Here is a 17,599-nt window from a genome sequence, read left to right as displayed (position 1 = left end):
CCGAGGCGGAGTTTCAGAACGGGATTAGCCGGCAGTGGCCGGGTTGACCAGCCAGGTGCCGGCGGTGTCGATGCTGAGCTGCTGGCGGCGGAGCCGATCGTTGTGACGGATCTCCAGCTGATAGCGGCCCGGCGCCAGGTTCAGGCTGGCGAAGCCGTTTTCGCCCGGCGTCACCTGCTGCGGCTTGCCGTCGAGGCTGACCTGCTCACCCGGTTGCAGTTTGAAGTACACCAACGCCACCGGTTGCGCCGGCGGCGCCGCTTTTTCAGGTTCCGCCGCCGCAGGCTGCGCGGTTTGCGGCGCGCTCGGCTGCTGCGTCAGGGTTTTCTGCGCCGGTGACGTCTCGCTGTTTTGAGCGACGGCCTGGGCATCGTCCTTGCCGCCGCTCAGCCAGGCGATCGCGCCGATCACCAGCAGCGCGGCGACGCCGGCGCCGGCCATCATCGGGCGCGAGAATTGGGTGCCGCGCGCGGTAACGGTGCCGGCTGCGGCCGCAGCGGCGGCCGGGTTGGCGGCGACCAGCAAGTTCTCCGGCGCGGCGGCCGGGGTGCTGATGATTTCGTTTTCATCGGCGATCGGCAGGTGCAACAGCTCGGCCATTTCGTCGATGGTCTGCGGGCGGTCTTCCGGCTTCAGCGCCAGCGCGCGATCGACGGTGCGCAGCAGCTCCGGCGAGTAGCCGGCGGGGCGCCGCTCGGTCAGCGGCTGGTAGCTGTCTTCGATGCTGCGCACCACGCTGACCGGCGGCGGCGAACCGACGATCAGCGTGTGCAGCACGGCGCCGAGCGCGTAGATATCGGTCCACGGCCCTTGTTCGCCGTCGCTGTTCTCGGTGTACTGCTCGATCGGCGCGAAGCCCGGTTTGAGCATGATCTCCGTTTCGTCCGACAGGTTGCCGATCTCTTTGCGCGCCGACCCGAAGTCCAGCAGCACCGGTAGTTGGCTCTCCTGGATCTGGATGTTATCCAGCGAAATGTCGCGGTGCAGATAGCCTTCCTGATGGATGGTGTTGATGGCGCTGAACAGCGGCGGCAGCAGCCGACGGATCCACGCCTCGTCGATTTTCTCCGGCTGCTGCGCCTGCAGGTTTTTCAGCGTGGTGCCGCTGTAAAACTGGGTGCCCATATAGGCGGTGCCGTTCTCTTCCCAGAAGCGCAACACGTGCAGCAGACCGGGATGCGAGAAGCGCGCCAGCAGACGCGCCTCCTGAATAAAGCTGTTCAGCCCGGCCTGGAAAGTTTTGCCGAAGCGTTCGCCGCGCAGCCCGATGCTGAGATCGTCGTTGCGTTTCGCCAGCGAGGTTGGCATGTACTCCTTGATGGCGATGGTGCGTTCCAGTTGGTGATCGTAGGCGCGGTAGACGATGCCGAAGCCGCCTTCGCCGATCGCTTCCTGGATCTCGAATTCATTGAATCGATAGCCGCTCGGCAGGCTGTTCGAATTCGGTTTAGTTATCCCGGTTCCCGACATAGTGATGACTCTCTGTGTTCAAAGGGCCGCCGTCTCGGCGGCCGCGGCGTTATGCCTGAAATTGACAAATGAATTCGTTATTCTGCAGCGCGATATGCAGCTGGCGATAGCGCTGGTCGTTGGCGCTGCCGGTCAGCAGGGTGTGGCTGATCTGCGGCAGCAGGGTGTTGGTCAGGATAGCGTCGACCATGCGGCCGCCGGACTCCACCTCGGTGCAGCGGCTGACGATCTGCTCGATGACCGCGTCGTCGAAGGTGCAGACGATGTCGTGATTCTCCGCCAGGCGACGCTGAATGCGGCCCAATTGCAGGCGCACGATGTTGCCCAGCGTGGCGTCGGTCAGCGGGTAATACGGCACCACCAGCAGGCGGCCGAGCAAGGCGGCCGGGAACACCGACAGCAGCGGTTGGCGCAGCGCGCCGCTCAGCGCCTCCGGCTCCGGCAGCAGCTCCGGATCGCTGCACAACCCGGCGATCAGATCGGTGCCGACGTTGGAGGTCAGGATGATGATGGTGTTGCGGAAATCGATATGGCGGCCTTCGCCGTCCTCCATCCAGCCCTTGTCGAACACCTGGAAGAAGATTTCATGTACGTCCGGGTGCGCCTTTTCGATCTCGTCCAACAGCACCACGCTGTAAGGACGGCGGCGAACCGCCTCGGTCAACACGCCGCCCTCGCCGTAGCCGACATAGCCGGGCGGCGCGCCTTTCAGCGTCGAAACGGTGTGCGACTCCTGGAATTCGCTCATGTTGATGGTGATGACGTTCTGCTCGCCGCCGTACAGGGTTTCCGCCAGCGCCAGCGCGGTTTCGGTTTTGCCGACGCCGGAGGGCCCGGCCAGCAGGAATACCCCGACCGGTTTGTTCGGATCGTCCAGGCGCGCCCGTGAGGTGCGCACCCGGCGGGCGATCAGATCCAGCGCATGGCGTTGGCCGATGACGCGCTGATTCAGGGTGTCGGAGAGCTGCAGCACCGCTTCAATCTCGTTTTTCACCATGCGGCCCAGTGGGATGCCGGTCCAGTCGGCCACCACCGCCGCCACGATGTTGGCGTCGACGGCGGCGAAGATCAGCGGCGCTTCGCCCTGCAGCGCGCTCAGCTGCTGCTGCAGTTCGCCCAATTGGGCGCGCAGCGCGTCGGCATCAGGGCGCGTTTGCGTCTCTTCGTCGGTGCTCGCCTCTTCTTGGGCGTGCAGTTGGGCGCGCAGCGTGATGATCTGCTGGATCAGCGCCAGCTCCTGCTGCCAACGCTCGGTCAACTGTTCGAGTTCCTGGCGCAGTGCGGTCAATTGGGCTTCAATCTCCTGCGGGCGCAGGGGATCGCCGATGCCGACCTTGGCCTCGCGGCGGGCGATATCCAACTCTATCTGCAGCGCATCGATGCGGTGGCGGCAGTCTTCGACCTGGGCGGGCTCGGCATGTTGGCTGACCGCCACGCGCGCGCAGGCAGTATCCAGCAGCGCCACCGCCTTGTCCGGCAACTGGCGGGCCGGAATATAGCGATGGGACAGCCGCACCGCGGCGTCCACCGCTTCATCCAGCAGCAGCACGCGGTGGTGTTGCTCCAGCGGGCTGACGGTGCTGCGCAGCATCAGCAGCGCTTTGTCTTCGCTCGGTTCGTGCACCTGCACCACCTGGAAACGGCGGGTGAGCGCGGGATCCTTCTCGATGTATTTCTTGTATTCCGACCAGGTGGTGGCGCCGATGGTGCGCAGTTGGCCGCGCGCCAATGCCGGTTTCAGCAGGTTGGCGGCGTCGCCGGTGCCCTGGGCGCCGCCGGCGCCGATCAGGGTGTGAATTTCGTCGATAAACAGGATGATCGGCGTCGGGCTGGATTGCACTTCGTCGATCACCGCCTGCAGCCGTTTTTCAAACTCGCCCTTAACGCCGGCGCCGGCCTGCAGCATGCCGATGTCCAGCAGGCACAGCTTCACGTCGCGCAGCTGCGGCGGCACGTCGCCGGCCACGATGCGCAGCGCCAGGCCTTCCACCACGGCGGTTTTGCCGACGCCGGCCTCGCCGGTCAGCAGCGGGTTATTCTGGCGGCGGCGCATCAGAATATCGACGATTTGTCGGATCTCTTCATCGCGGCCGGCCACCGGGTCGATCTCGCCGTTGCGCGCTCTGGCAGTCAGATCCTGGGCATACTGCGCCAGCACGCTTTCACCGCTGCGCGGCGCGCCGGATGCGTTCTCGACGCTGCTTTCCACTGGCGCATCCTGGGCGTTTTCCGCCGAGTGAGCGGTGATGGCGGCGAACTGTTCCATCAGCAGATCGGCGTTGATGCGCTCGAACTGCGGGGAAATGGCCTTCAGCAGATGGCGCAGGCTGTAGGTTTTCAGGATGCCGAGCAGCAGGTGGCCGCCGCGGATGCGCGCCGCGCCGAACTTCAATGAGCCATAGACCCAGGCGCGTTCTACCGCGCTGTCGATGTGCTCGGACAGATCGGAGATGGCGCTGGCGCCGCGTGGCAGGCGATCGAGCGCCTCGACGATGTCGCGCGCCAGCTGCGCCTCGTCCAGCGCGAAGTGGCGAACGATCTGCTGCAGATCGCCGTCCGGCGATTGCACCAGCTGATGCAGCCAGTGCGCCAATTCGACGTAGGGGTTACCGCGCAGCTTGCAAAACGCCGTCGCACTTTCCAGAGAGGTGAATAACAGGCTATCCAGTTTGCCGAATAATACCGAGCGGCTGATTTCAGACATGGTTTTCCTCAGGTCTCAGAGTAGCCTAGCGCCGCAGGGCGCCGGCCGAAATAGGGTCAGAACGGGTTTTCCAGCGGTTCAGGGCTGAAGATCAGATCGTCGAGATCGCGCTGTCGCCGATGGTCGGCCAGCCAACTGCTCAGGCCCAATCGCTGCGCGCCGCCGAGCTGGATGCCGTGCGCCTGTTCCTTCGCCAGGATCAGGCGCACTTCCCAGACGAACTCGATGCCCAGGTATTGGCGCACCCAGTCGCGCAGTTGCCGGCACAGATCGGCGCCGGGCAGAAAGCGGTCATAGTCCTGCTGCGGCATCGGCCCCAGCTCGATGCGGAATTTGTGCTGGATATCCCGCACCGCGATGCCGAGAAAGGCCGACTCGCCGAGCCGCGGCGCGCCGCGTCCGGCCTTGAGCCGCGCCTGCTCGCGCGGCTCCACCCGCAGCCAGTGCGGCACGTTTTCGACGATGCGCACCGGCACCTTGAAATACTGCTGCAAAATTTTGCTCAGGCCTTCCGGATCGCGGCTGTGGCGAATCAGATGACCGGCCATAAAATGTTTAGCGTGGGCGTTGATGCTGTCGCGCTCTTGCTGCGCCGGCTGGCCGATGCCGATCAGGCTCGACAGGTACTCGTCGAAGCGCCGGTTGTCCGGGCGATCCAGCGACACCGTCGGCTGCGCGTCGGCCCAGGCGCGGTAAAACAGCAGCGTCAGCCGGTGATGGAACAGATTGGTGAACGCCAGCAGGGTGGTGTCCTGATGGTGGTACACCCGTTCGCGCACGTATTCGGTCAGGTGCAGCGGCAGCGGTCCGTTGGGGCCGAACAGGCCGAAGCTGAAGATCGAAACGTCGTGCAGCGGGCTGTTGGCGCGCGGCGTCACCTGCGCCAGCGTGGAGGGCGCGAACGACAGCGAAGGTTCCTGGCCCAGGCGCAGCATCTCGTGGCGCGGCAGCGGCGCGCGCCCCAGCAGGTAGGGCTGGCCGCCCTGGGCGTCGATGCGCCGCAGCAGTTGAAACAGATCGTGCTTGTAAGGTGCGCTGCGCAGCCGCGGCCAGAAGTCGTCCGGCAGGCGATACAGCGCGTTGATCTGCGGCGGCGCCAGTTCGGTGGCGATCATCTCCGCGCTCATATCAGCGTCCTTTTGCCCATGCGCGCCTGCCAGTGGGCGATCTCGCCGCGCTGCTGGCTGGAGAGCGTCATCTCGGTGAAGGTGTTCATCGCCACCAGGCGCGAGAACAGGCGCTCCAGCACGCTGCCGAGCAGGTAAGGACTGTTGCCGGAGAACGCCTGCTCATCGACCGTCAGATCGATGGCGATACCGCGCGCGAACACGATGGGGCCGGGTTCAGGCACTCGCCGATAGACCGGCCGCAGGTTGCAGTGGCGCACGCCCTGGATCTGTTTGGCGATCGCCGGCTCGCTCAGGTTGCCGTACAGCCCCAGCAGCTGGCGCAGGCTGGCGGCGCCCTGTTCCGGATCGCCGTCCATCATGCTGAGGTAATTCAGCTGCAGCTGACTGATCAACCGCCAGGTGATCATCCCTTCGGCCAGCGCCGGACGAGGCGGTGTAGGGCCTTTGCGCAGCGAGACCTGCTTGATCGGGATTGAATCGGGCATCACGAAATTGCCCTGATCCTGCTGCAACAGCATCAACGGCAGGTCGCGGCTGGTGCACAGCACGTCGGCGGTGAGGTATTTCAGATCGCTGTGCCACGGCGACTGCCGTTCGTCCACCAGCGATACGAACACTTCCGAACCGGCATAGCCGGTGCGGGTGCCGTAGCGGCGGGCGTGCTCCGACAGCGTGCGCTGTTCGCGCCGCAGCGAAAAGTAGGCGCCATAGTTGCCATCGTCCGCGCTCAGGGTGCTGTAAAACGGCCGAAACTCTTGCTCGTAGCGTTTTTCGCTGGCGCTGCCGCCGAGCCGCTGCACCGAAAACACTTCGTAATCCAGTGGCCGGATATTGTCGACCACCAGATGGTATTCGTGGTTCTTTTCGTTGATCGCGATGCGTTCGGCCACTTTCGGAAACAGGTTGATCACCGGCGTGCAGTGCAGCGCCAAATGGGCAACGTCGACCACCCGTTCCAGCGCGGCGTCGTGCCTATCGAGCAGCACCACGATTTCGAACTGGCGCAGCGCCTTTTTCCCTTCGCGCACGCTTTGCAACAGCGGGCGCAGGCCGTTGACGCTGAAGAACTGGAAGCGCGCCGGGAAGGCGAAATATTCTTGCAGCAGCCGGTAGCCTTCGAAGTTGCGCAGATCGTTGGGCAGCAGCGCCTGATCGGCGGCGAAGCCTTCCTGTCGCAGCCCATCCAACGCCAGCGCCCGCCGCTGCGGCTGAGCCTCCACCGTTTGGCAGACAAGCCCGACGCTGTGCTGCATCAGCAACTCCAGCAGCTGTTGCGCCTGCATGTCCGGCCCGGCCAGGTAAAACATCAATTGGTCCAGCTGCAGGTTGTTGAGCGTCACGCTTTCGTAGCACTCGAGCCGAATGCGCAGCGCGCTGACGCAGCCGCTGTGCTGCAGCCCCAGCGAGGCCAGCGGAATATCGGCCGGAATGCCGCCCAGCTCGACGCCGGCGATGCGCACCGGCTGCAGCGTGACGTCATGCGCCGTGGTGTAACTGCAGGTAATGCCGCTTTTCTTCAGCGTCTGGCTGTCCATCATGGTGCCGCGCGGCACCACGAAGCCGTTGCTGATATCGCCTTTACTGCTGTCCGGCTGCAGCTCGGCGATCGCCATCGACGGCGTCGGCGACAGGTAGTTGGGGTAGATGATCTCCAGCAAGCGCTGAGAAAAGCGCGGGAACTCGGCGTCCATTTTCAGCTGCACGCGCGAGGTGAGGAAGGCGAAGCCCTCCATCAGACGCTCGATATAAGGGTCCGCCACGTCGATGCCGCGCATGCCGAGACGGCCCGCGACCTTCGGATACTGTTCGGCGAACTCGGCGCCCATCTCACGCAGATAGGCCAGCTCGCGGTTGTAATAATCTAACAGTTTACTGTCCATCGCCTTACCCTATGTCTTTCAGATCGAAGTGGCCGTTTTCCAGATCCACGTCGGTACGGAACAGAAACTCCAGCGGATAGGGCACGCACCACAGGCGGCCCTTGATTTCGATCGACAGCACGTTGTGCAGATCCAGCGAGCCGGTGTCCGAAATGCAGCGCACCTGCAACCCGTCGGGCAAAATGCGCGGCTCGAAATGGAGGATGGAATCGGTCAGCGCGCGCTGAATGTCCAGCCATTCGATGTCCGACATGCGCTTGCCCGCCAGCGAGGCGATGCCGTAATTCAGGGTGGAACGCCGCACCTGCGGAAAATCGCCGAGATCCAGATTGGATTCGCTGTTGACGCAGTTGAACAGCCACTGCAAATCGCGCAATACCCGGCGGCGCAGCTCGCTGTGCGACACCAGGTTGCGCACCTGCGCCTCCTGCTTTTTCTGCGGTTCGTCGTCGGTCAGCATATCGAGCAGCACCGGCTGCATTTTGTCGCGTGAAGTCAGGCGTTCGCTGTCCTGACGAGAGCGATAGCCCTGGCGGCGCAGATCGCCGCCGTCATAGTGGGGGGCGCTTGTCGTTCATGGTCAGGCGCTCGCGTCGAAGCTCAACTGCCGCAGGCTGTGCAGCGGGAATTCGTCGCTTTCGCTGAGCCAGGTCTTCAGGCCCAGCCCCGCATAGTGGGCGCCGTCGCCCAGCGGTTGCCATTCGGTGCGTTTGCCGAGCAGCAGCGCGTCGTCGCTGCCTTCGGGCAGCGGGTAACGGGCGGGCAGTTGGCATACCTGTTCGCGGCCATCGGTCAGGCGCACCAGCGCATGGCTCCACACCAGATCGATGGCGCTCTGTGGCGCCTGGAACTGGATCGCGGCGATGTCGGCAAACGGCACCCAGTAGTAAACGCCGTTGAGCGCCAGCTCGCACACCGGCCCGAGGCGGCCGTCACCGTCGGTCAGCCAGTCGAAACTCAGCTGCCGCTCTTGGTCGCCTTCGGCCAACATTAACCGCCCGGCGCCGGCCGGGGCGGCCTCCAGCGCCTCATCGCGCAGCGTCTGGGCCTGCTCGGCCGCCCCTTGCGCATCCTGATGCAGCGCCTGCACCATCAGTTTCAGCCAGGGATGCGCCTGCCGCAGCAGCGTCGGCGCGGCCGTGCCGGCGAATACTGCCTGGCGTTGCAGCTCGGCGTTGACCGACTGCATCAGCAGCAAGGTGGTTGGTTGGGCGATCGGTTTCAGCGCCTGCCAGGATTTCAACTGCGCGTTGGCGCGCGTCCAGTTGCCGCTCAGACACAGCAGTTGCACCAGCGCGGCGCGCAGGTCGGCATCCGCCGGTTTTGCCTTGATATCGTTCTCGACGGCGGTGATGGCCGCGGCGATCGACTGGCCTTGCAGCATGCTTGCTAATGATTTCACAGGCTTTCCTTATAATCAGTGAGTGGCGCCGTTAACCGACAGGTAGCTGCCGCTGGCGGGATCGACCCGGTCTGCGGCCAACTGTTCCACCAGCTTGAAGGTCAGCGTGGCGGAGGCGCTCAGCAGCGGCTGCCAGGCGGTTTGCGCCTGCTGCACGCGCTGTGTGATCTTGGTCTCGTCGGCGGCGTCGACACGCGGCATTTCAACGATCGCTTCACCGTTGAACGCCCAGGCGTGCAACTGCGGTTCGAAGGTCAGCAGCAGGAAGCTGCCCGGCGCCTGCGGGTTGCCGCCTAAAATGAGCCGTTGGGCGTTGGCGCTGACGACGGTCAGCGCGCGATCGCCGCCGTTGATCTTCGCCAGCGGGTAACCTTGCAGGAACCACAGCGTCGGCGAGAGGGTTTGCCCGCCGTGTTGCAGCGTGACCGCGCCGCTGCCTTGCAGCCAGCCGTCCTCGCCGCAGCGCAGCGCGTCGCCGGCGGGAATGAACAGCGCGCCGCCGGTGGCTTCGTCACCCCAGAAGGTGCGGAAGTGGCAGCCCTGCGGCAGGCTGAAACGCTGTGGCGGCGCGGTGTCCGCCTGCGCAGAGGTGACGGCCACTGCCGCAGGAATGGTCGGCGGCGGCGGGGTTTGCGGCTGCTCGGCGGTCTCTTGTTTGACCACCGGTTTCCAGCCGCGCGCTTTGGCGGCTTCGCCGGTCGCCAGCTTCTCACCGCGCTTGTCGGTCAGCGTCCAGGGCAGATGACCGGCTTTTGGGCACTGCTTTTCCAGCAGACTGCCGACGCGGGGCAGAAAGTCGTTCAACACGGCCGGATCTTTGCCTTGCGCCGAGACGATGCGCAGCGGGATGCTTTTGCCGCACCAGCTTTCCGGATTGCTGTTCTTGACGTCATCGATAAACACTTCCAGCTTCTGGCTGGGGGAGTAAACCAGGCGATAGTTCATCGCCTGCGCGGTCGGTACCGCCATCAGGGCGACGAGCCCCGGCATCCAGTATTTCATAGTGAACCTTGCTGTGAATGTGCGCCGACTCAGTCGCGGATGAGAAACCGTTCCGCATCCGCCAGCGAATGCAGCAGGGTGGTTTCCTGCGGTGAGCCAATCCAGACGGCGATAGCGCTGTAGTTATCGCTGTTATTGTTTTTCTTCCATGCCTGCTGCATCAGGGCGATCCACTCGCTGGGGGAGTTGACCATGTGCAGCGACTGTTCCAGTTCGGCCTGGCTGAAGCTGTGCCAGAAGCCGTCGGTGCACAGCAGGAAAACGTCGCCGTCTTCCAGCTGCAGCACGTCGCTGTAGGTGGCGTCGCGCTCTTCGTTGAGCCCCAGCGCGAAATACAGCAGGTTGCTGTTGATGCCGTTGGTCTGATAACCGGCGTCCTGCATCTGTTGGATCAGGCTGTGGTCGGTGGTGACGGCATGCAGGTAGCCGCGGCGGAACAGGTACAGGCGGCTGTCGCCGGCGTGCGCCCAGTAGGCCAGCTGGTAATCGCGATCGATAAACAGACTGACCAGCGTGGTGCCCATCTTGCTGTATTCGTCCGACTGCCGCTGCTGCTGGTGGATGGCGGCATTGGCGCGCGTAATGTGCTGACGAATGCTCTGGGCGTTCAGGTGCTTTTCGCCGTCGAAGTTTTGCAAAATGGTGTCGCGCGCCAGTTTGGCGGCGATATCGCCGCCCGGAAAGCCGGCGATGCCGTCGCACACCACGAAGCAGGCGGCGCGGTTGCCGAGCACCTCGCCGGTCTGATCCTGGTTGGAGGCGCGGCCGCCCTGGTTGGAGGTAGAGGCTATGGTGATATTCATTACGCGTCCGGTTTGGTCTGTGAGTCTTTGTATTGATTCACTTCAACGTCATAGGCGTGCAGGAAGGCTTCGCCGAACAGGGTGTGGAAATCGTCCTCGATTTCGCCGGAGGTTTGCTGATAGTTCTTCACAAAGTAGTCCCACAGCGCGGCCTTGCGGTTGGCGGGCAGCGACAGACGCGGCGCCACGCCTTCCTTGCGTGCTTCCTCTTCGAGGCGCTCCGGGTTGAAGGACTGCAGCATGGCGGCGATGATGGCGCGAATGCCGGCGATCATCCCCAGCTGGTGCGCCTGCAGATCGATCAGCGCGTCGCGCACCGCCTGTTCCGGCGGCATAAAGCCCGGCATCTGGCTGCCGAACATCTGCATCAGCACTGTTTTCCCCGAAGGCAGCAGTTTGAACGGGTTGTTGGCCTCGTCGAGGATCATGGTCATCTCGGCCTTCACGCCGCGCTTGAGGATCGAGCGGGATGAGAGCAGGGCGACGGTGCCTTGCGAGAACAGGCTCAGCAGGCGGCCGGCCTGGCGGATCTGTTGTTCGTCGAAATGCGGCTGCGGCTGCAGATCGTCGAGACCGATGCCTTGCAACAGCGCCGTCAGCAGCGGCCCCTCCAAGGTGTCGCCATTCGGCGCGGCGGCGTGCTGCCGCTGGGCGGACTGGTAGGCGACCGGATCGATGCCCAAGCGGTTGCCCTGGCGCGGGCGCGGAGGTTGCGCAGGCGGTTCCTGCTGGCTGAACTGCGGTGCGGGTTGGGGCTGCGGCTCGGGTCTCTGCACCGGCGGCGGCGTCGGTTGAGGGCGCGGCGCTTGCGGTTGTGCGGCGATCGGCGCCGGTGGTGGGGACGGCGGTTGTGCCGGTTCCTCCGGCTGAGCCAGCGGCACGGCGCCGCCCATCAACAGCCCCAGCGGGTCGTTGCTGTTTAACGTCTCTGGCGAAGCGGGCGCGGATGAACCGCCGAACAGCGCCAGCGGATCCAGCTCTTGTTCCGGTTGCTGCGCATTCTGGACGGGGGAGCCGGGCGCGGTGGCGCAGCCTGCTCCGCCAGCAGCGCGCTGGGGGTGGTGTCGGCCAGGATATGCTCACGCTCAAAAGTGGAGTCGGTGTTGAATAGGGCGGCCGGATCGGTTTGCTGTTGCTGCAATTGGCGCAGATCGACATCGCCCGCCAGCTGCGCCAGCGGATCGGCCGGGTTCAGCTCGCGAGCGGGGGTATCCAGCAGCGGATGATTGTCCGGATTGGCGATCGGCGGCGGTGTGACGGCGGCCGGCGCGTTCGGCGTAAATTCTTCCACCAGGCTGTCCCAGATTTCGTTGGGGATCGGCGCGGCGGATTTTTCTTTGGCGGCGGCTGCAGAGGCCGCAGCAGCGGCAACGGCCTTGGCCACCGGTTGAGCCTGCGGCGCGGCGTGCTGTTGCAGTGCGCTGACTTCAATCTGGTAATCGTCGATGCCGAGTACGTCGCCATCCTGCAGTTCAACCTGGCGGCCTCGTTCCAGCGGAATATCGTTCAGCAGCACGCGGGTGACGTTGCCGCGATTGGTGATGCGGCATTCGCCGTCAGAGGAAATGTGCACGATCGCCTGCAGACGGGAAATGGCGCGCTCTTCGTCCGGCAGCACCAGGTTGTTGTCCACGCTGCGGCCGATGGTGCCGCCCGGCGGCAGAAAATCGCAACTGCTTTGCGGCGGAACCTGGCCGCTTTTATTTTTTACAATGGAAAATCGCATAAGGCATTCCTGCTGATTAGATCTTATGGCCAGACAGTGAAACTCGATAACTGGATGAGTTTGACTTGATTTCTTTCCTAAGAGAGAGCTTTGAATGTGAGTGACTAAATTCTTTGGCTAACGCATTATATGTTCGCAAGCTTCAATTTAGTGACGTGAGGCTGTATATGTCAGGTGATGTCTTTGCTATTATTCGCATTATTCTTAGTCTTTCTTTTGTAATAGAGGTTAGTTGGTAATTGAGACAGGTAAGTAAGGGCGAATATAATACTGGCGTACCACACCTCATCATAGTCTTGAAATTTTATATTGAGAATTGGATCCAGTATCTCAGAACCATAGTTAAATACTAAACCTTGGATGATGCTTGCAAATAAATTTACTGTGGTAGCTATCACAAAAAGGGAATAGGATTTTCTATTGTTGGTTTTTTGTTTTAGGTGATAAAGCCCGACAAATACTAAGACTGACAGGAAAAAGTATAAAAACACAAATGAGTAAGAGTAGGTGGAAAGCGTGACGTCATCGATCACTGTTTTTTCCTTATCCCAATGCTCTAAAATTCCATATGGTTTGTACTGAGTAATAGAAAGTCAAGGGATATTTTTCCAATGACTGATGATTAATGGTGCTGGTATATTTTCAAGTAATAAATTATAAGTGATAAAAATGTAATTAATTTGAGGCTGATGGCTGCAAAAAATGAATTCTATCACTGCGGCTATTACTTTGAGTAACGTTTAAAAATGGCTTCAGCTTCACTGGCGTTCTGCAGTGAAAGGCAATCTAAAATATGATAACTTCCTTTAACTGAGCCTTGGCTATTTTTATTGGCGTACTGTTCAGCCAGCTTTTCGCCTTGTTCGAATGCATCCATCGGCAGTTTACTCAATTCTAAATAGGCGGAAGCGGAACGGAAGGCGTCTTGCTTGGTTTTTTCTGAGTCAGTGGACTTCCCAATGCAGCGGCTGACTAACCAATTTTTATATAGTGCCTCTTGCGATAAAATATTGAGTGAGTTTTCAGCAAGGGCTACATGGCTTCCGAGCAGCAGAGACATTAAAAAGTACGTGTATCTTCTCATCCGAGATAACCTTTGATATGAGCCGTCGTTTGAGCAACTCCGATATCAGTTGTCGTCTTTCCCTTGGTTCTTCTTGATGATGGCTTGCAACGCTTGGCTATGTACAAGATCGATGCACTTTGCCATCGTCATCGGCTCCCCTGACATACTGTCATAGGGCTTTGCCAGAAATTCTTTTGCCAGCGCCCTGACGGCGGTATGCGCCTCCAGAGAATAATCGCCGAACTCCATATAACCCCGAGCAGCGGCGGCGGCATCGTTTTTGACTTCTTTTGCTGAGTACCCCTTGGCGATACAAACGCTAAGCGCGTAGTTTTTGAGGTACTCGGCAGAGGAGTACTTTTCGTTGGCGGAAGCTTCAGTATTCAATACCGCCAACATGAGTAGGAACGCAGTTTTAATCGTGTGACGTAAGTGCATCGATTCGTTTTTGCATCGTATCGGCCAGGCAATCTTTGTCATCTCGGCATTTATCCCTTTGCAGTAACCAAGATCTTTGCGTGCTGTTTAAAGAAGCCGCCAGTTTTTTATCCCCTACATCGGTCGCCTGCTTTTTTGCCAACAGCCAAGCTTGGGAAACGCTTTTGTCATAGGCGGATAAATTGAAGTCTGAGCAGATAGTTTTTTCAACAACGCTTGTAGATTTGGCACAGTCGAAAGACGCTGCAGGTTTAGGATCTTTCGGTAACCGTTCTAATTGCAGTAGCGAACCATCGTACCAATTAACCAGCATTTTTTTTGGATTGAGAGCGGCAAAGCTGGAGCCTGCACCATTATCGGATGGGCCGAATGATCCGGAGTGACAAGCGATCTTGAAAAGAGAGACTTCTGCTTGGCCGTTTTCTTTCAATGCATAGTTTTTAGCCGAGATGCTTTTATCTCCGCCCATCGACTTACCGATGAATTGATTTAGCGTGCTTCTCTCAATACTTAAGGTTGGCGCTGTGCAGACGTCTTTTTCCGGCAGATTGTTTTCTATTGATTTAGTGGAAATATTGATTACTCTTCCTAGTAATCGAGGGTCGTTAAGTTGATAGCTAAGCGTGCGGGTAGTCTCATTGTCTATGTTGACCTGAGTCACTTGCCATAAGCCATCAATAGTTGATGATGTTGGGGCATTAACGTTTTTTTCTGCTGCACATGCAGTAAGTGAGAAAAATACGCTACTAATTAAAAATGCAGATAATTTCATTGTGGCGAATTCCTTAGCGATAGTTTCCATTTAAATAGAGCTCGACTTCGTAATTTCTTCTGTTTATCAGCCCTTTCATCACTTTTCCACCTGAGGTAATGGCACGTTTTATTTCTGTCATTGCATCAGATATTTTGCTCTGATTAATGAATGCTGCGACGTTGTTGAGTCGACCACCTGGATTATAAGCAAAGGAGACTAACGCATCAAACTCTTGTTGTGTGAGTGGAACAAGAATTTTATTCCTAACAGCTCTTTCATAGGCAGGTACTATAAATTTAAGTAGTTCCGTTTCCTGTGTGTCGGTTAAAACCACTAAATTGTGATTTTCTTTCGCGAAGTCTTTAGCTTGCTGATGATGTAGCCCGGCGGCTGCACTGATTTTATCTGCAGTTGCGCTGTCTAATCCAATCGCGATCATGGTATTTTTTATTGATTCTATAGAGCGAGCTTTCATATCATAACCCGGCCCCAGAGTGACCCCGCTTGCACCGCCAGGCCAATGTAGGTGGTTACTTACTCCGCGCCATGCTTCAATATTAAAGATAAACCTTAAACCGCTTTGTGAAATGCCCATAGCTCCGGGACCTTGACGACCTGCACTACCACCGATAGGAGGTTGTGGTGCTCGAGTTTCGACGTGTGAACCCAGGGCTAAGAATGTTTTTCGACCAGCGATGCCGTCAACATGCAGACCTTTTTTACGTTGCACTTTTTTTACTGCTAATTCAGTCTTTAGGCCGAATATGCCATCAGAGTTAAGAATAGCCCCCTGTTTATTAAGCAATTCTTGCAATGATTTTACGTGATTTCCTCTGTCACCTTTTCTAATCGCTTTCATCATGATTTCCTTATCTAAAATACATCGCTTGCCAAACCAACCTCCCCATAACGGGGAGGTTGTATAACAATTAAGCTTCGCGGTTTTCCTTGATGTTCCAACCTGCGCTGCTTTCGGCGCCTTTGCCGCCTTTGTCGCTCTGCTCCCAGTACTGCTGTTTCACTTTCGCCGCCTGGAAGGAGTAGGTGACGCCCACGGTGTCTTCGCCGCCTGCACCGGTGTACTGCACGGCGGTGACCAGCACGTCTTCCAGGGTGATTTTTGCGTATTCAACCTGGGTGCCGCCCGCCTTGCAAACCGACAGCTCAATCTTGGTCAGGTGTTTGCCGCTTGAGCAGTGTTTCAGCAAGGCCGGGGTTGACTTGTCGATCAGCGCGTTGACGTGCAGATCGTTGAAGCACACTTTGCCGGCGCCACCGCCGCCGCCAACGCCCATATTGCCCGGTTGAGAAGCGCCCCAGGAGAAAGAAGTAATGTCGGTCCAGCCTTTGTGATTCGAATCTTTGGATTCGCCGCTGGCACCTTCAACTTTCAGGAACATATCAATAGCCATAGTTTCTTCACTCTTTATTAAGGGTTAACAGTAGTATTAACGTTACGTTGAAAAACTCAGGTAATAGCAGCAGGAATTGCAAGTGTGGTAATGCATTACCAATTTATATCCTTGTGCCATGCACCTTCTTAAATACCGAAAACTATCGGTACGGGTTACCGAGCCACTATTAAGTGCTAATGGCTCAATGCTTAATTATTTCGCGTTATCTTGGTTCCACATGCGATCCGGGTTTTCTGCGATAGGCTGACGATGAGGTTGATACATCAGCCAGGCCGCGCGATCGCGGCCTGACTCCAGCCCATCAGGACGCGTCGTTTTGCTTCAGCGAAGGCAGCTTCGACACCAGGCGCAGGGAGACGGTCAGGCCTTCCAGCTGGTAGTGCGGGCGCAGGAAGAACTTGGCGCTGTAGTAGCCCGGGTTGTCTTCGATCTCTTCCACCTGCACTTCCGCCGCGGCCAGCGGTTTGCGCGACTTGGTTTCCTGCGATGAGTTGGCCGGATCGCCGTCCACGTAGTTCATGATCCAGTCATTCAGCCAGCGCTCCATATCGTCGCGCTCGCGGAAGGAGCCAATTTTGTCGCGCACGATGCACTTCAGATAGTGCGCGAAGCGGCAGCAGGCGAACAGGTATGGCAGGCGCGCGGAAAGCTGGGCGTTGGCGGAGGCGTCGGCGTCGTAGTATTCCGCCGGCTTCTGCAGCGACTGCGCGCCGATAAAGGCGGCGAAGTCGGAGTTTTTGCGGTGCACCAGCGGCATAAAGCCGTTTTTGGCCAGCTCGGCTTCGCGACGATCGCTGATGGCGATCTCGGTCGGGCACTTCATGTCCACGCCGCCGTCGTCGCTCGGGAAGGTATGGCACGGCAGGTTCTCCACCGCGCCGCCGGATTCCACCCCGCGAATGGCGGTGCACCAACCGAACTCTTTGAACGAACGGTTGATGTTGGCGGCCATGGCGTAGGCGGCGTTGGTCCAGGTGTAGTTGCCGTGGGTCGCGCCGTCGGTATCTTCTTCGAAGTCAAACTCGTCCACCGGATTGGTGCGGATGCCATACGGCAGGCGCGCCAGGAAGCGCGGCATCACCAGGCCCAGGTAGCGCGCGTCTTCCGATTCGCGCAGGCTGCGCCAGGCGGCGTATTCGGTGTTCTGGAAAATCTTGGTCAGATCGCGCGGGTTGGAGAGCTCCTGCCAGGACTCCATTTGCATCACGCTTGGCGCGGTGCCGGCGATGAACGGGCAGTGTGAGGCGGCGCCGATCTTGGCCATTTCACCCAGCAGCTCCACGTCCTGCGGGCTGTGATCGAAGTAGTAGTCGCCCACCAGGCAGCCGAAGGGCTCGCCGCCGAACTGGCCATACTCTTCTTCGTAGATTTTCTTGAAGATCGGGCTCTGATCCCAGCCCACGCCTTTATAACGCTTCAGCGTGCGGCCCAGCTCCTGCTTGGAAATGCTCATGAAACGGATCTTCAGCATCTCGTCGGTTTCAGAGTTGTTGACCAGGTAGTGCAGGCCGTGCCACGCGCCTTCCAGCTTCTGGAAATCGTCGTGGTGAATGATCTGGTTGATCTGCTGCGACAGCTTTTCGTCGATTTCCGCGATCAGCGCCTGGATGGTGCGGTAGGCGTCGGAAGAAACGGTGACGGTATTTTCCAGCGCCTGCTGCGCCAGAGTTTTCACCGCGTTCTCGACCGCTTCTTTGGCCTGATCGGTCTTCGGCCGGAACTCTTTGTTCAACAGCGCGCTGAACTCATCGCTGGAAAAAGTCTCGGTGGTTTGCAACGCATTTTGTTGCTGAGGCGAGTTGCTCATCG

15 protein-coding genes and 1 pseudogene are annotated in these 17,599 nt (G+C 59.5%); all 16 read right to left on the bottom strand.

Translation table 11 applies throughout. The annotated features are described in order from the left end of the window. Positions 1–24: 24 nt before the first annotated feature. Entirely contained in the window at positions 25–1,470 is a 1,446-nt protein-coding gene (locus tag ACORQT_RS15290; protein WP_042784894.1) for a serine/threonine protein kinase, read from the bottom strand. 49 nt (positions 1,471–1,519) lie between these two features. Then, a complete protein-coding gene (gene tssH, locus ACORQT_RS15285; RefSeq protein WP_444859232.1) occupies positions 1,520–4,174 on the bottom strand; it encodes a type VI secretion system ATPase TssH in 2,655 nt (884 codons plus the stop codon). A gap of 56 nt (positions 4,175–4,230) precedes the next feature. Then, positions 4,231–5,301 carry a type VI secretion system baseplate subunit TssG gene (gene tssG / locus ACORQT_RS15280; RefSeq protein WP_021505743.1) on the bottom strand — a complete coding sequence of 357 codons (1,071 nt, stop codon included), beginning with the start codon at positions 5,299–5,301 and terminating at the stop codon, positions 4,231–4,233. Then, positions 5,298–7,184: a type VI secretion system baseplate subunit TssF gene (gene tssF, locus ACORQT_RS15275; protein ID WP_033643563.1), complete on the bottom strand. Its 1,887-nt coding sequence runs from the start codon at positions 7,182–7,184 to the stop codon at positions 5,298–5,300. Before tssF ends, tssG begins: the two co-directional genes overlap by 4 nt. 4 nt (positions 7,185–7,188) lie before the next feature. After that, complete coding sequence (locus tag ACORQT_RS15270; protein WP_228287358.1) at positions 7,189–7,665, bottom strand: type VI secretion system baseplate subunit TssE; 477 nt, start codon at positions 7,663–7,665, stop codon at positions 7,189–7,191. Positions 7,666–7,764: 99 nt separating this feature from the next. Next, positions 7,765–8,586, bottom strand: coding sequence for a type VI secretion system accessory protein TagJ (locus tag ACORQT_RS15265; RefSeq protein ID WP_033643561.1), 822 nt, complete (start codon positions 8,584–8,586; stop codon positions 7,765–7,767). Positions 8,587–8,601: 15 nt separating this feature from the next. Beyond that, the gene (locus ACORQT_RS15260; protein WP_042784890.1) at positions 8,602–9,588 is read right to left on the bottom strand and encodes a hypothetical protein; all 987 of its coding nucleotides are present in this window, start codon (positions 9,586–9,588) and stop codon (positions 8,602–8,604) included. A 29-nt stretch (positions 9,589–9,617) separates the two neighbouring features. Then, positions 9,618–10,391 (bottom strand): PP2C family protein-serine/threonine phosphatase, encoded by a 774-nt coding sequence (locus ACORQT_RS15255; protein WP_033643559.1) that lies wholly within the window; start codon positions 10,389–10,391, stop codon positions 9,618–9,620. Continuing rightward, positions 10,391–12,117, bottom strand: a pseudogene (tagH, locus tag ACORQT_RS15250) (type VI secretion system-associated FHA domain protein TagH). Before tagH ends, ACORQT_RS15255 begins: the two are co-directional and overlap by 1 nt. Before the next feature lie 170 nt (positions 12,118–12,287). Next, a complete protein-coding gene (locus ACORQT_RS15245) occupies positions 12,288–12,650 on the bottom strand; it encodes a hypothetical protein (protein ID WP_042784887.1) in 363 nt (120 codons plus the stop codon). Positions 12,651–12,841: 191 nt separating this feature from the next. Continuing rightward, positions 12,842–13,177, bottom strand: coding sequence for a T6SS amidase immunity protein Tai4 family protein (locus ACORQT_RS15240; protein WP_227711491.1), 336 nt, complete (start codon positions 13,175–13,177; stop codon positions 12,842–12,844). Positions 13,178–13,246: 69 nt separating this feature from the next. Continuing rightward, positions 13,247–13,582, bottom strand: coding sequence for a T6SS amidase immunity protein Tai4 family protein (locus ACORQT_RS15235; protein WP_042784886.1), 336 nt, complete (start codon positions 13,580–13,582; stop codon positions 13,247–13,249). Between the two features lie 16 nt (positions 13,583–13,598). Then, the gene (locus tag ACORQT_RS15230) at positions 13,599–14,393 is read right to left on the bottom strand and encodes a lysozyme inhibitor LprI family protein (RefSeq protein WP_042784884.1); all 795 of its coding nucleotides are present in this window, start codon (positions 14,391–14,393) and stop codon (positions 13,599–13,601) included. Between the two features lie 13 nt (positions 14,394–14,406). Further along, a complete protein-coding gene (locus tag ACORQT_RS15225; RefSeq protein ID WP_227818391.1) occupies positions 14,407–15,237 on the bottom strand; it encodes a pesticin C-terminus-like muramidase in 831 nt (276 codons plus the stop codon). 67 nt (positions 15,238–15,304) lie between these two features. Continuing rightward, positions 15,305–15,787, bottom strand: a complete 483-nt coding sequence (locus ACORQT_RS15220) for an Hcp family type VI secretion system effector (RefSeq protein WP_004934962.1) — start codon at positions 15,785–15,787, stop codon at positions 15,305–15,307. Positions 15,788–16,091: 304 nt separating this feature from the next. Continuing rightward, the gene (tssC, locus tag ACORQT_RS15215; RefSeq protein WP_004934958.1) at positions 16,092–17,597 is read right to left on the bottom strand and encodes a type VI secretion system contractile sheath large subunit; all 1,506 of its coding nucleotides are present in this window, start codon (positions 17,595–17,597) and stop codon (positions 16,092–16,094) included. Positions 17,598–17,599 lie beyond the last annotated feature (2 nt).

The organism is Serratia sp. (in: enterobacteria) (assembly GCF_052400455.1).
In the GTDB taxonomy this organism is placed as follows: domain Bacteria; phylum Pseudomonadota; class Gammaproteobacteria; order Enterobacterales; family Enterobacteriaceae; genus Serratia; species Serratia ureilytica.
Note: the sequence above shows the minus strand (reverse complement) of the source record. Positions and strands in the feature narration are given on the sequence as shown.

Bases quoted from the DNA above. Each gene is read 5' to 3' on its own strand.
- ACORQT_RS15260 (WP_042784890.1), bottom strand. From the start codon at position 9,588: ATGAAATACTGGATGCCGGGGCTCGTCGCCCTGATGGCGGTACCGACC.
- ACORQT_RS15255 (WP_033643559.1), bottom strand. From the start codon at position 10,391: ATGAATATCACCATAGCCTCTACCTCCAACCAGGGCGGCCGCGCCTCC.
- ACORQT_RS15270 (WP_228287358.1), bottom strand. From the start codon at position 7,665: ATGCAGCCGGTGCTGCTCGATATGCTGACCGACGACGAACCGCAGAAA.
- ACORQT_RS15220 (WP_004934962.1), bottom strand. From the start codon at position 15,787: ATGGCTATTGATATGTTCCTGAAAGTTGAAGGTGCCAGCGGCGAATCC.
- ACORQT_RS15230 (WP_042784884.1), bottom strand. From the start codon at position 14,393: ATGAAATTATCTGCATTTTTAATTAGTAGCGTATTTTTCTCACTTACT.
- tssH (WP_444859232.1), bottom strand. From the start codon at position 4,174: ATGTCTGAAATCAGCCGCTCGGTATTATTCGGCAAACTGGATAGCCTG.
- ACORQT_RS15225 (WP_227818391.1), bottom strand. From the start codon at position 15,237: ATGATGAAAGCGATTAGAAAAGGTGACAGAGGAAATCACGTAAAATCA.
- tssC (WP_004934958.1), bottom strand. From the start codon at position 17,597: ATGAGCAACTCGCCTCAGCAACAAAATGCGTTGCAAACCACCGAGACT.
- ACORQT_RS15290 (WP_042784894.1), bottom strand. From the start codon at position 1,470: ATGTCGGGAACCGGGATAACTAAACCGAATTCGAACAGCCTGCCGAGC.
- ACORQT_RS15235 (WP_042784886.1), bottom strand. From the start codon at position 13,582: ATGTTGGCGGTATTGAATACTGAAGCTTCCGCCAACGAAAAGTACTCC.
- tssF (WP_033643563.1), bottom strand. From the start codon at position 7,184: ATGGACAGTAAACTGTTAGATTATTACAACCGCGAGCTGGCCTATCTG.
- tssG (WP_021505743.1), bottom strand. From the start codon at position 5,301: ATGAGCGCGGAGATGATCGCCACCGAACTGGCGCCGCCGCAGATCAAC.
- ACORQT_RS15240 (WP_227711491.1), bottom strand. From the start codon at position 13,177: ATGTCTCTGCTGCTCGGAAGCCATGTAGCCCTTGCTGAAAACTCACTC.